This window comes from Gramella sp. MT6 (genome assembly GCF_019357415.1).
Lineage (GTDB): Bacteria > Bacteroidota > Bacteroidia > Flavobacteriales > Flavobacteriaceae > Christiangramia.
Genome location: NZ_CP048410.1, coordinates 2,975,444 through 2,989,126, shown reverse-complemented (window position 1 = coordinate 2,989,126; position 13,683 = coordinate 2,975,444). Strand labels below are relative to the sequence as shown.

The 13,683-nt window shown below is 38.3% G+C and carries 15 protein-coding genes; 1 reads left to right on the top strand and 14 read right to left on the bottom strand.

Translation table 11 applies throughout. The annotated features are described in order from the left end of the window. Positions 1-38: 38 nt before the first annotated feature. Positions 39-2,024 (bottom strand): aconitate hydratase, encoded by a 1,986-nt coding sequence (locus G3I01_RS13400; protein WP_219548709.1) that lies wholly within the window; start codon positions 2,022-2,024, stop codon positions 39-41. Between the two features lie 156 nt (positions 2,025-2,180). Between G3I01_RS13400 and G3I01_RS13395 the strand changes: the two genes are divergently transcribed. Next, positions 2,181-2,750: a hypothetical protein gene (locus tag G3I01_RS13395; RefSeq protein ID WP_219548708.1), complete on the top strand. Its 570-nt coding sequence runs from the start codon at positions 2,181-2,183 to the stop codon at positions 2,748-2,750. A 123-nt stretch (positions 2,751-2,873) separates the two neighbouring features. On the opposite strand, the gene G3I01_RS13390 is transcribed toward G3I01_RS13395, so the two are convergent. The 13 genes from G3I01_RS13390 to G3I01_RS13330 all read right to left on the bottom strand — a co-directional run bounded on the left by G3I01_RS13390 (position 2,874) and on the right by G3I01_RS13330 (position 13,562). Continuing rightward, a complete protein-coding gene (locus G3I01_RS13390) occupies positions 2,874-3,590 on the bottom strand; it encodes an MBL fold metallo-hydrolase (protein ID WP_219548706.1) in 717 nt (238 codons plus the stop codon). 83 nt (positions 3,591-3,673) lie between these two features. Beyond that, positions 3,674-4,237 carry a 4'-phosphopantetheinyl transferase superfamily protein gene (locus G3I01_RS13385; protein WP_219548705.1) on the bottom strand — a complete coding sequence of 188 codons (564 nt, stop codon included), beginning with the start codon at positions 4,235-4,237 and terminating at the stop codon, positions 3,674-3,676. Then, a complete protein-coding gene (locus tag G3I01_RS13380; RefSeq protein ID WP_219548704.1) occupies positions 4,237-4,488 on the bottom strand; it encodes a phosphopantetheine-binding protein in 252 nt (83 codons plus the stop codon). The genes G3I01_RS13385 and G3I01_RS13380 overlap by 1 nt, the downstream gene beginning before the upstream one ends. Positions 4,489-4,497: 9 nt before the next feature. Continuing rightward, a complete protein-coding gene (locus tag G3I01_RS13375) occupies positions 4,498-5,772 on the bottom strand; it encodes a beta-ketoacyl-[acyl-carrier-protein] synthase family protein (protein WP_219548702.1) in 1,275 nt (424 codons plus the stop codon). Further along, positions 5,773-6,213 carry a FabA/FabZ family ACP-dehydratase gene (locus tag G3I01_RS13370; RefSeq protein ID WP_219548701.1) on the bottom strand — a complete coding sequence of 147 codons (441 nt, stop codon included), beginning with the start codon at positions 6,211-6,213 and terminating at the stop codon, positions 5,773-5,775. Beyond that, positions 6,214-7,008, bottom strand: coding sequence for an SDR family oxidoreductase (locus tag G3I01_RS13365; protein ID WP_219548699.1), 795 nt, complete (start codon positions 7,006-7,008; stop codon positions 6,214-6,216). It abuts the gene before it with no gap. Then, positions 7,002-8,054, bottom strand: coding sequence for a 3-oxoacyl-[acyl-carrier-protein] synthase III C-terminal domain-containing protein (locus G3I01_RS13360; protein ID WP_219548698.1), 1,053 nt, complete (start codon positions 8,052-8,054; stop codon positions 7,002-7,004). The genes G3I01_RS13365 and G3I01_RS13360 overlap by 7 nt, the downstream gene beginning before the upstream one ends. Next, on the bottom strand, positions 8,051-8,779 hold the full coding sequence (locus G3I01_RS13355; protein ID WP_219548696.1) for a methyltransferase domain-containing protein: 729 nt from the start codon (positions 8,777-8,779) through the stop codon (positions 8,051-8,053). The genes G3I01_RS13360 and G3I01_RS13355 overlap by 4 nt, the downstream gene beginning before the upstream one ends. Further along, a complete protein-coding gene (locus G3I01_RS13350) occupies positions 8,772-9,896 on the bottom strand; it encodes an NAD(P)/FAD-dependent oxidoreductase (RefSeq protein WP_219548694.1) in 1,125 nt (374 codons plus the stop codon). The genes G3I01_RS13355 and G3I01_RS13350 overlap by 8 nt, the downstream gene beginning before the upstream one ends. An 80-nt stretch (positions 9,897-9,976) precedes the next feature. After that, the gene (locus G3I01_RS13345) at positions 9,977-10,681 is read right to left on the bottom strand and encodes an OmpA family protein (RefSeq protein WP_219548692.1); all 705 of its coding nucleotides are present in this window, start codon (positions 10,679-10,681) and stop codon (positions 9,977-9,979) included. A gap of 18 nt (positions 10,682-10,699) precedes the next feature. Further along, positions 10,700-11,179 carry a lipocalin family protein gene (locus G3I01_RS13340; protein ID WP_219548690.1) on the bottom strand — a complete coding sequence of 160 codons (480 nt, stop codon included), beginning with the start codon at positions 11,177-11,179 and terminating at the stop codon, positions 10,700-10,702. Between the two features lie 83 nt (positions 11,180-11,262). Then, positions 11,263-11,424 (bottom strand): DUF1328 family protein, encoded by a 162-nt coding sequence (locus tag G3I01_RS13335; RefSeq protein WP_108171536.1) that lies wholly within the window; start codon positions 11,422-11,424, stop codon positions 11,263-11,265. A 131-nt stretch (positions 11,425-11,555) separates the two neighbouring features. Beyond that, complete coding sequence (locus tag G3I01_RS13330) at positions 11,556-13,562, bottom strand: dehydrogenase E1 component subunit alpha/beta (RefSeq protein ID WP_219548688.1); 2,007 nt, start codon at positions 13,560-13,562, stop codon at positions 11,556-11,558. Positions 13,563-13,683 lie beyond the last annotated feature (121 nt).

The window sequence follows — 13,683 nt, the reverse complement described above, 5'->3', positions numbered from 1 at the left end:
AATCGAAAGGCTTTTTTATTGGATAAATAATTCTTCACTTAAGCTTTAAGATCTTCCTCTTCAAGCCTGTCTTTGAACTCATTTATAATTCCTCCTTTAAGAAGAACATCGATCTGGCGATCGCTCATTGAATGTTTAGTTTCGAATTCTTCTTTTTTTCCGTTATCGTTCTTAACGATCACTTTTATATTATTTCTTTTCTGTACATCATCACGAAGGTTTCTGAAGTATACATTATCCCCCTGCTCTATTTTATCATAATCCTCAATATTGATAAATTCTAAGGGAAGTATTCCGAAATTTACAAGGTTCTGCCATGCAATACGGGCATAGGAATTAGCAATGACAGCCACCTGGCCAAGATATTTTGGAGCGATGGCAGCGTGTTCACGACTGGAGCCCTGTGCGTAATTATCTTTAGCTACCACAATATGTCCGCCGTGAGTTGTTTTAGCTTCCATAGCGCGGTCATAAAAAGTCTCATCTATAACCGTATACGAATATTTACTAATTTCAGGCAAGTTACTTCTAAACGGAAGAACTTCTGCCCCGGCTTTCAATATCTCATCTGTAGAAATATTATCGCCCATTTTCAGTAATACCGGAACACAATATTTTTCCTGCATTGGTTCGATATATGGTAATGACTTAATATTAGGACCTTTCTTCAATTCAATATTAGTACCATCTTCTGGCGGTGCCACCAGCATTTCTGTATTAATGATCTCGATCTCAGGATGCTGGAATTTCGGATACTTCATATCGTATAATTTCTCCAGATCTCTAGGATCTGTGATCTTACCAGTTAATGCCGATGCTGCAGCAGTTTCCGGACTGCATAAGTGTACCTGGTCATCTTTTGTGCCAGATCTATCAGGGAAATTTCGAGGCATGGTTCTTAAACTAATTGTTCCAGAGGCCGGAGCCTGTCCCATACCAATACATCCCATACATCCAGATTGGTGAAATCTTGCACCTGCTTTAATAAGATTGGCAAATGCCCTATTATCTATCATGTTCTGGATCATCTGTCTTGATGTTGGATTAATGTCGAATGAAACATCATTGTTCACTGATTTACCTTCTACAATTGCACCGGCAATCCAGAAATCCCTTAACCCAGGATTAGCAGAAGATCCAATAACCACCTGGCTAATTTTTTTTCCTTCAACTTCTCTTACCGGAACTACATTTCCAGGACTTGTTGGCAATGCGATTAAAGGAACTAGTTCATCAAGAATGATTTCATCGTGAGAGTCATATTCGCAACCTTCATCAGCTTTTAATTCTGTCCAGTCTTCTTCCCTTCCCTGTGATTTTAAAAATCTTTTAGTTTCTTCATCACTTGGGAAAACAGTGGTAGTAGCCCCTAATTCTGCTCCCATATTCGCGATCACATGGCGATCCATGGCGCTTAAATGTTTCAGGCCATCTCCATAATATTCTATTACTTTACCAACTCCTCCTTTTACATCATATCTTCTAAGCATCTCGAGGATAACATCTTTGGCGCTTACCCAGTCTGGAAGTTTTCCGGTAAGTTTTACACCCATTACTTTCGGCATCTTGACAAAATATGGTTGCCCCGCAATTGCAGCTGCAACATCCAATCCTCCTGTTCCTATGGCCAACATCCCTAAAGATCCTGCAGCCGGGGTATGGCTATCAGATCCTACCATGGTCTTACCTGGTTTTCCAAAGCGCTGCATATGTACGGGATGACTAACACCATTTCCTGGTCGGCTATACCATAGTCCAAAGCGTTGTGCTGCAGAATGAAGGAACAAGTGGTCATCTGCATTTTTAAAATCTGTTTGAAGAAGGTTATGATCTACATACTGGACAGCCACTTCTGTCTGGGCCTTTTTTAAACCCATAGCTTCTAGTTCAAGCTGTACCAAAGTTCCGGTGGCATCCTGTAAAAGAGCCTGATCTATTTTGATCCCAATTTCTTTCCCAGGTTCCATTTCTCCTTTTAAGAGATGTTCTTTAATAAGCTTTTGCGTGACATTAAGTTTTGACATAGTTGGTAATTTTAGACTTTAAAATACTATCTTTTGTAGGAAGTTTTATTCCCTTTAACAGAACCTTAGCCTAAAAGCTAGAAATTTTAGCGCTTTTAAAACATTAGCCCTAAAAAGCGTTTAAAAAATTATATTTAAGACTTAATTAATCTAACAATGAATACGATCGTTAAGCGAGCAATTGTTGGTGGAATTGTATCTACCATTGTCATGGGCTCCGGGACATTTATACTGGGACAGATATCAGGTTATAAAGCTCTGGAATTACTAAGAAACTCCATGTCTGGAATCAATATGCTTTGTAATACAGTTATCCTTGGATCTACAACTATTTTAGCATTGATGCTTACCCTGCTTGGGTTAAGTAGATCATCTGAATCACGCCTAACAGATAGACATTATAAGGATGTACTTATGATCGCTAAGGCAGATACCATTTTAATTGTGGCTGCGGTAATCACATTCCTGATGTTGAATCTACCTATCAGGGAATCTGAAGAAGTAGTTAGATCATGGTACCAGACCATTTACTATATAAGTTTAGGGATGGCGGCTTTACTAGGTGGAGGATTTATTGCAGTGGTAATGATGTTATATGGTACGATCACCAATGTTATTTTGATAGTAGGACTTAATATTAAGGATCATCCATTGATCTCTAATGAAGGAGCCAAAGAGGCTAAGGAACAAGAGAAAAAAGAGGAGCAAGAATCTAAAGCTGATTAGATAAAATAAGAAAAGGGCGCTTTGATAGAAAAAAGTATCGACGGATCTACTGAATTCAAGGCAATCATGGTCAATCTTATTCTTTCGAAACAGCCCTTTCGGAAAAATTAATTAATTAAAAATTTAGCTTTTACCTAGTTTATTTAGAATATCTATTTGTTCTCCTTCTTCAAGATTAAATCCAGGTTTTCCCTTTCTCGGAAATAAGAAACTGAATGGAGTATCGAAGGCGGCCCAGCTTTCTGCGAGTCCAAAATCGTTATTTTCGTTTTTCTTTTCAGGTCTGATAAATGTATTTAATTCTGAATCGTAGTCAGAACCAACGGCATCTTCTCCGGGAAACAACATTCCGTCATTGATCTCTGTATAAACTACTACAGATGCACCTTCGTTACCTGGAAGATCAAAGATATTGATATCGAAACTATCTAATACCTTATCTTTTCCTGTAATATCCCTAGTCTTGAAATCATCCTTAAAATTGTTTCTAGGGTGGGCGTAAACTGGGGCACCTCCAGCATCTTCAGATAAAGTTTTAAGATCTGCATAGGCAGATTTAAGTACACCGTCACAGGTAATCAAAATACCTTTTATTTGATATCCTTCTTCTACCAGCTTCTTAACAGCTGCCTTAGAAGATTCTTCTACGACATCTATAAGGATCATATCCCTTCTATTCAGATGTCTAATTGCATAACCCTGATTGAAAACACCGTTTTCCTTCTCACCTTTGATTATAAAGGTATCTGGGATTAGTTTTAAAAATTTACCAGTTTCACCTTGCTCAATAAACTCAGCCGTCTGGCTGTGAATCACCTCCATTTTATCTACTGTCTTCATATATTGTTGATTTTTAATTGATGAATTGAAGATACAAAACAAGCCCGGAGAGGTCAAACCAATTTTTAATTGTTTAACTGCTTTTAGGAGTTAATTAACGGAATAGCAAATGCGGTGAATTTTCCATGATGACTCAAGGAAAAAGGAATTTCTACGGAATGGTCTTTAATCACTAAGGAAGGTATTCCAAGAATATCTTTTTTGATAATAAAATCTTCCGGTCTAAATTGGAATTTATTAGAGAGACTCTCTATATAATTTGTAGCTGAATTTTCAGGATTCGGAAAAACATTTTTTGAGATTTTTTCTGAAGACGTGGTAGCATGTACATAATCAGAGGTGATGTCTAATTCGATATCATAGACCGATTCATCAATTGAGACTTTTCCAAACATCTCTGAACTTTCAAGCGTACAATGAAAAGCTTTGGGGTTGATTTTCCTGGGAAGGCTAAAGATCCGTTGGTGTGCTTTATAGGCAGTCTCCTTCATGGCCCAGAATAGCCAAAGTCTAAGTTCACGGTCTTCAGCATTCAAAACCTGCTCTATTTCTTCTTCTGAAAAAGCCTTAGACAGGTATCTCGGATTTTCAGATTTCCTTTCAGCCCTGGCAAGTTCAAGATCTATTACATCATTCCCTACAACCATTAATTACTTAATTTCCGCTGAATAATGGATTTTGCATCACCTACAGTTAACATACCTTCCATGGAATCATTATCAATTTCAATATTGAATTCATCTTCAACATCAAGAACGACATCTACCAGGTTAGCAGAATTTATCTCAAGATCGTTCAGGAAATCTGTATTCTCCTGGAAATTGTTCAAGCCTTCCAGTCTTTGCACATAAGGTTTGACAATCTTCTTCAGGCGGGTTAATATTTCTTTCTCACTCATAATTTTATTTTAAGCAATATACTTTTTCAATAGGACTACGGCATTAACATCTCCAAAGCCAAAACTGGCCTTAGCCAAAATATTGATTTTTTGATTAATTCTTGATGTGGGTATTTTTTTCGGATTGATAAGTTTTGAAATTTCGGGATGAACTTTTTCACAATTTAAATTCCCGAAAATATACTCATTGTAGATCTGCAGGACTGAAGCTACGCATTCTATAGAACCCGAAGCGCTTAAACAATGCCCGGTCATTCCCTTTAAAGAATTGATATAAGGAAAATCCTCATCTGTTCTATTAAGTGCACTGGTCCAGTTCATTACCTCAACTGCATCCCTTGATGTTGCCGTTAAGTGACCGTTTATAGCATCGATCTCTGAGGCTTCAACCTCGGAGTTTTTTAATGCCGCCATGATGCACCTAGTTACCGCTTCATTATTTGCCGCAGTCATACTGCCTTCTCCTCTTTGTCCTCCACTATTTACATTACCTCCTAAAACTTCGCAATAGATCCTTGCTCCACGCTCCTTAGCCGAATCGAGGTCTTCAAGAACTAACGCACCCGCTCCACTCCCTGGAACAAATCCCGATGCATTTTCACTTAAAGGGCTGGATGCTTTAGTTGGATCTTCGTTATATTTACTTGGTAAAATTCTCATGGCGTCAAAGCCACCCCAGACATAAGGCCCATGATCGCTGCAGCTTCCAACCAGCATACGTTTTGCTTTTCCGTTTTGTATACGTTCAAATCCCATCAATAAGGCCTCGGCACCTGTGGTGCAGGCAGAAGAATTTGTAGTAACCTGGTTGCCACATCCAAGTATTCCTCCAAGATATGCGCTTATACCACTGGCCATGGTTTGAACTACACTGGTGCTGCCTAATCGCCTGGTCTTGCCAGCATCGATCAAATGAATTGCCTCTCTGAATTTATCAACACCTAAGATCCCAGTTCCAAATATGATCCCGGAATCCCAGTCTGGGGAACCATTCTCTGTTATTTCAAGTCCTGCATCCTTCCAGGCATCGGTGCCTGAAATTACGCCGTAAACAATCCCGCTGCTATTAAGCCCTCGAAGCTGGAGTGGGGTAAAGTATTCTTTTAGTAATTCTTCAGAAATTTCAGGCTTCCCTCCTATCTGGCAGCTAAATTTTAAATCTTTAAGTTCCGGAAAGAAGCGAATTCCACTTTTCATTTCCTGAATCGCTGAATTAAAATTATCTAGTCCTACCGCATTTGGTGCAGTGACTCCCATCCCGGTAACGACAACCCTTTTTTTCATTTACGATCTATCCTTTAAAATCATCCCCGCAATCACGCCTCTGCATACCAGGTTATTTTCAGAATCGAACATTTTCACCCGGCACTTTAATTTTTCAAAACGGTAATATTGCTTTTCTGATTGTACGTTAACGGTTTCACCGGGATATACAGGTTTAAGATATTCCACTTCAGAGGAAGTCATGGCGATCTTTGCTTTTAGATCATCTTTATTTTCCTGATCAAGCAGATATATTCCCAGGCAAACCACACCTATCTGGGCCATACACTCGGTCAGGATAACTCCTGGGGTCACAGGATTATCTTTAAAATGGCCTTTATAGAAATCCAGATCTGGTGAAAAGGTAAATTTTCCTTCTATAGATCCGGGATCCACATTCAGGATCTCATCTACGAAAAGAAAAGGGCTGGAATAGGGTAATTTATCTAGTATTTCCTGCATTTACATTAAATGTTCTCCTCCATTAACAGGAATGATGGTTCCGGTGATCCAACTAGCTTCATCTTTACTTAATAGGTAAACTACATTAGCAACATCATCTGGAACGGTAAGTCGTCTGAAGGGATTATGCTTTAATGCATGAACCCGCAAGGTTTCATTGCCAGGGATCATTTGAAAAGACCTGGTCACTGTAATCCCCGCCTGTATACAATTTGCCCTGATTCCAAACCTGGCAAATTCCAGGGCCATACTTCTGGTAAGAGCCTCCAGGGTAACTTTTGCTGCTGATACAGCCGCATAATTTTTCCAGGCTTTTTTATTTCCGTCACTGGTGAATGAGATCACCCGCGCATCTTTTGTAAATAATCCATTTTTATAGACTGCCTGGGTCCAATCGTAAAGGCTCAAAGCCATTGCATCAATGGTTAATTGAAAATCTATATTCTCAAGAAGGTTATTCTCCCCTACCATTGGCTTTAGATTTCCTTTGGCTATACTATGTAACAAAGTCCTTATCCGGCCTTTTTCACCAAGGATATCTTTAATTTTTTCTATAAGTTCCTCCCTGCTCTCTTTCTTGACCGCATCGGCATTAAAACTTTCGAATTGCACGCCAGATTTACGAATATCGTCAAAAGCTTCTTCTATATCCGGGATCTCACTTCTCCTATCCCGGTGAATGATAATAATATTCATGCCATGTTTTGCCAGTTTCTTGGCACTGGCATAACCTAAACCACTACTTCCGCCAAGAATTAGCGCCCAGTAATTCTGATCTTTAAATTCTTCTACCATTCTATTAAAATTCTTTGTGCTGAAAAGCCGGGTCCGAAACTGAGCATAATTCCCTGCTCCCCTTCAGATATATCCTTGTTAAGGAATCGCTCCAGAACATATAGAACTGTCGCGCTACTCATATTGCCATACAGGCGTAAAACTTCCCGGGTATCATCTATATTCTTTCCTAAGTTACCAAAAAGATCAGAAACCGTCTGTACAATTTTTCGGCCTCCAGGATGAAAGATCAGGTGATCTACTTTTTCAATAGAAGTGTTATGTCTTTTTAAAAACGGATGAATGATCTCAGGAAAATGATCTGAAATCGTAACCGGAACCTCAGGATCCAATATCATTTGTAAACCACTGTTCTTTAAATCGAATCCCATTAAGTGTGTAGCGTTATAGAAGTGATACATTTCTTCTCCCAGGATCTTTGGGCCACTAATATTTTCTTCGGAAGAAAGCAGGACGCAGGCAGCTCCATCACCAAAAATAGCAGCACTTACCATATTGGCCATGCTGTAATCTTCTAACTGAAAAGTAGCCGATGGACTCTCCACCGCAATTACGGCAGCTCTTTTTCCCGGATTGGATTTCAGGAAATTATAGGCATAGATCATACCCGAAATCCCTGCAGCACAACCCATTTCGGTGACCGGGAGACGCGTAACATCTTTTCTAAGCTCCAGATCATTGATCAAATAGGCATCCAGGGATGGGATCATAATACCCGTGCAACTTACCGTAATGATATAATCTAGAGATTCCGGCTTCCATGCGGAATTATGAAGGGCTTTTTTCAGTACGTTGCTGCCAAGTTTTTTGACTTCCCGTACATAAATATCATTCTTATCTTCGAAAGAGGTAGCGGTAAATACTTCTTCAGGCGACATTATAGAATACCTTTTATCTACTCCCGCACTTTCAAAGATCTTGAGGATCTTTCTGCGGAACCTTTCCTCCTGCCCAGATAGCCAATCTTCAACGAATGGCAGTATATCTTTAGTTTCTTTGGAATATTGTGGTAGTTCTTTTTCAGCCCTAACAATTTTTACGCTCATAAGTTTTTCGTTTCTTTTTCAATGATCCACTGGTATCTAAAAGCCCATTTCCAGTTGATTAAATGAGTCTTCCCCGGAAGTTGTTTTTTATATTTAGCCAGGTCTGTCCTTTTAAAGCCTCTGAGAATAGAAATCAATCCGTCTTTTCTGGCAATCTCATTATTTACAAAAACGGCACAAAACGCCTGGAATAAAATATAGGCTGTCGTACTTCTGTGCAGATCGTTAATTACAATTCCTAATTGAGCCTGATGATATAACTGTGCAAGGAGATCTATGATTTGCTCATCTTTGAAATGATGTAAAGTTAGAGTGCAAAGAATAATATCAAATTCCAGAGCTTTGAATTCATCACTAAAAATATTGAGTGTACGGAAGCTAATATTGTCATAATCCCTGGAAAGTCTCTTTCCAAATTCAATCGCATGGGCATTGGCATCTATTCCTGTTAACTCCAGTTTATAGCCATTCCTTTTTCCCCAATGAGTAATTTGTCTTAGAATCGCTCCATTCCCACATCCAATATCCGCAATACTTACAGTTCTATTTTTAGGAATATCCTGCAACAATTTTTTAATTCCGTTGATGGTGATCCTGTTTCCTCCCAACCAGGTATTAATATTATCGAGATCATTGAGAGTTTTTCCCAATTCTTCACCCTTAAGATCGAAATCATCCATGATCTCTCTTTCATCTGTGCGTTTTGAGGTATCGATCTTACGCATAAATAGGTTTTCCGTGAGTACTCTTAATGATATGCGGCATGATTCCAGGAAATTTACCAATAAGATTCTGCGATAGTTCAGATAAGGTATTGTTCAATAAAATCTTTTGTAATACCCTTCCAGACCTTATCCTGTTATTAAAATTATTCTGCCACTTTTCTCTGTATATATTTTCCACATTTTGCCTGTTCAATTCTTTTCTCGTGTAAAAATTCACCAGACTCTCAACTGCTAATTTAGCACTGTGAATAGCCATGGCCATTCCATTTCCACAAAGTGGATGAATAAGACCGGCTGCGTCACCAATCATAAGGACATGGTTTTCTATTAAAGATTTCTTATCAAAATTTACCTGAGCAATGCTTAGATCTTTTTGAAATACAGGTTCAGATCTTTCAAAAAATTCGTTCAGCCTGGGGTTTTTCATCAACACCGCCTTCTTATAGGCCTCGGTATTTTTATACTTCTTAAAACTGCTGTAGGTAGCAAGGTAGCAAACATTTACAGTATTCATCTCGGTTCTGGACAAACCGCAGTAGCCGCCATTAAAATTATGAAGAGAAACCAGATTCCCTGGATGGTCTGCATCTTTATAATGCGCCTTTATCGCCAACCAGCCAGACTGATTTTTAATAAAGTTTCGTTCCAGTTTTTTATCCAGATTAGACCTTTTACCAAATGCACCTAAGACAAAATCTGAATAAAATTTCTGTTCTTTTGCTATTACTTTAAACTTTTCCTTTTCAAAATTAACCTCAGTAACCTGTTGGTTAATAATCGTACAACCAGCTTTGATAGCAGATCTAAAAAGAAAATGATCCAGATTAAATCGACTAATGCCTAATCCGCCCATTTTAAGGTCGCAATGAATCACCTTCCCAGAGTTGGATGAATACTCTAATTGATTAATCTTGTAAGGATTTAATTCATGTAGATCTATACCAAGGGAATCATAATATGGTAACACTTCCGTAGACAAATACTCCCCACAAACTTTATGATGAGGATATTCCTCTTTCTCAAAAAGTATGACTTCGATGCCTCGTTTACACAGATCGATAGCGGCGGTTAAACCTGCCAATCCTCCACCAATTATTATAATACGAGGCTTTTTCACATTTTCAATTTACTTAAAAGAATAAAAAAATCCCGGAAATAATCCGGGATTTAATTTAAAGATATACAAAGTAGGGTTTATTAGTTGCCCTCCTGTTGTTCAGCTTCTCTCTTAGCTTGCTCTTTAAGCTCTTCATTCGCTACGATCGCAAGTTCAACCCTACGGTTTTTAGAACGACCTTCTGCGGTAGAGTTATCATATTTTGGTTGTGATTCACCGTACCATTTGGTGGTAAACCTACCTCTATCAATACCATTATCAACTAGGTATCCAGTAACCGCCTGAGCTCTGTTCTTGGAAAGAGTAAGGTTATAACTATCACTTCCAGTATTATCTGTATGCCCTTCTACAAGGATATTAGAATTAGGATATTCCTTAAAAATATCTGCAAGTTTGTTCAAAGTTTCCTGAGATTTAGCATTGATATTATACTTCTCTGTATCAAAGTAAACTCCACTTTTCTCATCGAAGGTCACATTAATACCTTCACCTACTCTTTCTACTTCAGCCCCAGGAATTTCCTGCTCGATCTCTTTGGCTTGCTTATCCATACGATCTCCAATGATCGCCCCGGCAGCACCACCAACTACACCACCAATAATAGATCCCAGCGCGGTATTACCATCACCGGTATTATTACCAATTACACCACCTATTACGGCTCCTCCTGTAGCGCCTATTACTGCACCTTTTTGCTTATTATTCGCATTTCTGGTAGCCTCACAACCAAATAAAAGGCTTGAAATCACCAATAAAGCGAACATGTTCTTAAATACTGTCTTCATAGCTTTTCTGTTTGTTTATTATTTTGAAAAATTCATTCTAATGGTAAAAGGAGAACCGTCTAAACTCACTGTCTGCTCCCATACCATGTTGGTATCAGTTAAACTTTTAAGATTCAATCTGAATCCCTGATTACCTGTGGTAGATTTGTAATTATCATTTGTTGGCTTTAGAAGAAAATCATATACTCCTGCAGGAGTGTTCTCTTCATCGATAGACCAAATAAAATAATTTGTATCACCATCACACCCTATACCACTTACAGTATATGTGCCACGATTGTTATTTGAGACAAAATCCCATGTACTATTTTCAAAACACGAAGCAGAAGCTTCATTGAAAAGGGTCACGTTAAATTCTCCCGGATTATTTGGATAGGTGATACTGGTTAGGGTCCAGTCCCCGTCAAAGGTCTTTCGAGCCTCTTTTGCCACCTTGCTGGCGCCACCGCATGCAGCCATCATTACCGCTACGGTAAATAAAATTAAATACTTCTTCATTGTAGATTTGATTTAAAACAAAAATCCAATGTGTTTTATGAGTATCATATGAACACATTGGATTTAACGATTTGATTCTTATATTATCTTCTGAATAATCTGCTTAACAGAGAGATCACCAATAGTACAAGGAAAATATAGAATATAATCTTTGCAATATCTGCAGCTCCTTCCGCAATTCCTCCGAATCCAAAAATTGCTGCAATGATCGCGATGATCAGAAAAATAACGATTAGACGTACCATAATTTAAAGATTTAATTGATTAGTTATGTCTAAATTACAGTAGGTGCTTGCGTTCCGCAAAAGATTATTAATAATTTAACAGTGCTTTTGTTAAGTATTCTTAAATAAAATAGCTTAAATAAAGATGCTTATTAATATTCTATTAATTCCTGAAGTTTTTTCCTGAATCTGTCTTTTGGTAGATATTCTTTTTCCAATTGCTGAGCAAATGGAATTGGAGTTTCAAGGCTTCCCACGCGCATGACAGGCGCATCAAGACTTTCAAAACAATTTTCTGATATGATTGCGGCTATTTCTGAAGCAAAGCTACCTGTTAATGAATCCTCGGTAAGAACAATTGCTTTTCCGGTCTTAGTGACAGACTCACATATTCTGTCAATATCCAATGGCTGGAGACTTCTTAGGTCAATAAGATCTGCATCATTGAAGCCAAGCTCTTCCAGGATATCCAAGGCCCAGTGAACACCTGCACCATAAGAAATAATACTGACCTGCGAACCTTCCTTTATTTTTGAGGCCTTTCCAAAAGGCAAAGCATAATAATCTACGGGCACATCCTGCCTTACGCTTCTGTATAAAGCCTTATGCTCAAAATATAGAACCGGATTCGGATCATTGAAAGCAGTATTAAGCAAACCTTTTGCATCATATGGAAAAGCCGGGTAGACTACTTTTAGTCCAGGGACTTTAGTAAACCACGCTTCATTGGTCTGGCTATGAAATGGGCCTGCTCCTACTCCGCCACCACAAGGCATTCTTATAACTACATCGGCTTTTTGGTCCCATCTGTATTTTACTTTTGCCAGGTAATTCACAATTGGATTGAATCCTGAACTCACAAAGTCACTGAATTGCATTTCTACCATTGCCTTCATGCCGTTGATTGAAAGTCCCATGGCAGCTCCAACTACAGCAGATTCACAAATTGGAGTATTTCGTATTCTTTCCCTTCCAAACTTCTCGATAAAGCCTTCGGTGATCTTAAAAACTCCACCGTAATCAGCGATGTCCTGTCCCATTAAAACAAGGTTCTCATGACGTGCGGCAGATTCTTTTAGTGCCTGGGATATGGCATCCACAAATCGAACATTTTCTACTTTATCAATATCTTCAAACTCCTGATATTCAAAATCTTCATACACATCATTTAATTCTTTAGTAGAATCTGAATTAATTACTTCTTCGGCAAACGCGATTTGTAAATTATCATCGATCTCTCTTTGAAATTCACTTTTGAATTCTTCTATTTTAGCTTCATCCAGAATTTGATTCTCTAAAAGGAAATTTTCGAAATTTGAAATAGGGTCTTTTTCTTCCCATTCATCCATTAATTCTTGGGGAACATATTTAGTTCCACTGGCTTCTTCATGGCCCCGCATCCTGAAGGTTTTAAATTCAATAAGAACAGGTCTGGGATTGTCTCTTATACTCTCTGCGATCTCTCTAACTTTGATAAAGACTTCAACAATATTATTACCATCTATAATATGAGACTCCATCCCGTATCCAATACCTCGATCTGCCAGGTCTTTGCAACGATACTGTTCAGCAGTTGGAGTTGAAAGACCGTATCCATTATTTTCTATACAGAACATTACCGGCAAGTCCCAAACAGAAGCAATATTTAAAGCTTCATGAAAATCTCCTTCACTAGTACCTCCTTCCCCGGTAAAAACTGCAGTAACTTTTTTCTCTTCTTTTAATTTATGAGCAAGGGCGATCCCATCTGCTACCCCCATTTGCGGACCCAAATGCGAGATCATGCCAACAATCTTATATTCCTGCGTACCAAAATGAAAACTGCGATCCCTACCGTTAGTAAAACCAGAGGATTTTCCCTGCCATTGAGAAAACAAGCGATTTAAAGGTATGTTTCTACTAGTAAAAACCCCCAGGTTTCTATGCATAGGCAGAATATATTCATCTTCCTGCATAGCTTTAGTAACTCCAACCGAAATAGCTTCCTGCCCGATGCCACTAAACCATTTTGAGATCTTACCCTGTCTTAATAGAATAAGCATTTTTTCCTCTATCATTCTAGGCTTCAGCATTGAAGAATATAGGTCTGTCAATTCTATATTTGAAAGTTTTCCAGACTGATATCTTATAGGTTGGGATTTGGGTTTACTTGAAAGCATATAAATTGGATTATATCTCAAATGTAACTATTTTTCTATATGCTAAGAAAAATATAAAGCATAAGCATATCCCTTAATTTTACTTAACTTTGCCTGTTACCTTAAATAAAAATACTGCTAA

Bases quoted from the DNA above. Each gene is read 5' to 3' on its own strand.
- G3I01_RS13400 (WP_219548709.1), bottom strand. From the start codon at position 2,024: ATGTCAAAACTTAATGTCACGCAAAAGCTTATTAAAGAACATCTCTTA.
- G3I01_RS13395 (WP_219548708.1), top strand. From the start codon at position 2,181: ATGAATACGATCGTTAAGCGAGCAATTGTTGGTGGAATTGTATCTACC.
- G3I01_RS13390 (WP_219548706.1), bottom strand. From the start codon at position 3,590: ATGAAGACAGTAGATAAAATGGAGGTGATTCACAGCCAGACGGCTGAG.
- G3I01_RS13385 (WP_219548705.1), bottom strand. From the start codon at position 4,237: ATGGTTGTAGGGAATGATGTAATAGATCTTGAACTTGCCAGGGCTGAA.
- G3I01_RS13380 (WP_219548704.1), bottom strand. From the start codon at position 4,488: ATGAGTGAGAAAGAAATATTAACCCGCCTGAAGAAGATTGTCAAACCT.
- G3I01_RS13375 (WP_219548702.1), bottom strand. From the start codon at position 5,772: ATGAAAAAAAGGGTTGTCGTTACCGGGATGGGAGTCACTGCACCAAAT.
- G3I01_RS13370 (WP_219548701.1), bottom strand. From the start codon at position 6,213: ATGCAGGAAATACTAGATAAATTACCCTATTCCAGCCCTTTTCTTTTC.
- G3I01_RS13365 (WP_219548699.1), bottom strand. From the start codon at position 7,008: ATGGTAGAAGAATTTAAAGATCAGAATTACTGGGCGCTAATTCTTGGC.
- G3I01_RS13360 (WP_219548698.1), bottom strand. From the start codon at position 8,054: ATGAGCGTAAAAATTGTTAGGGCTGAAAAAGAACTACCACAATATTCC.
- G3I01_RS13355 (WP_219548696.1), bottom strand. From the start codon at position 8,779: ATGCGTAAGATCGATACCTCAAAACGCACAGATGAAAGAGAGATCATG.
- G3I01_RS13345 (WP_219548692.1), bottom strand. From the start codon at position 10,681: ATGAAGACAGTATTTAAGAACATGTTCGCTTTATTGGTGATTTCAAGC.
- G3I01_RS13340 (WP_219548690.1), bottom strand. From the start codon at position 11,179: ATGAAGAAGTATTTAATTTTATTTACCGTAGCGGTAATGATGGCTGCA.
- G3I01_RS13335 (WP_108171536.1), bottom strand. From the start codon at position 11,424: ATGGTACGTCTAATCGTTATTTTTCTGATCATCGCGATCATTGCAGCA.
- G3I01_RS13330 (WP_219548688.1), bottom strand. From the start codon at position 13,562: ATGCTTTCAAGTAAACCCAAATCCCAACCTATAAGATATCAGTCTGGA.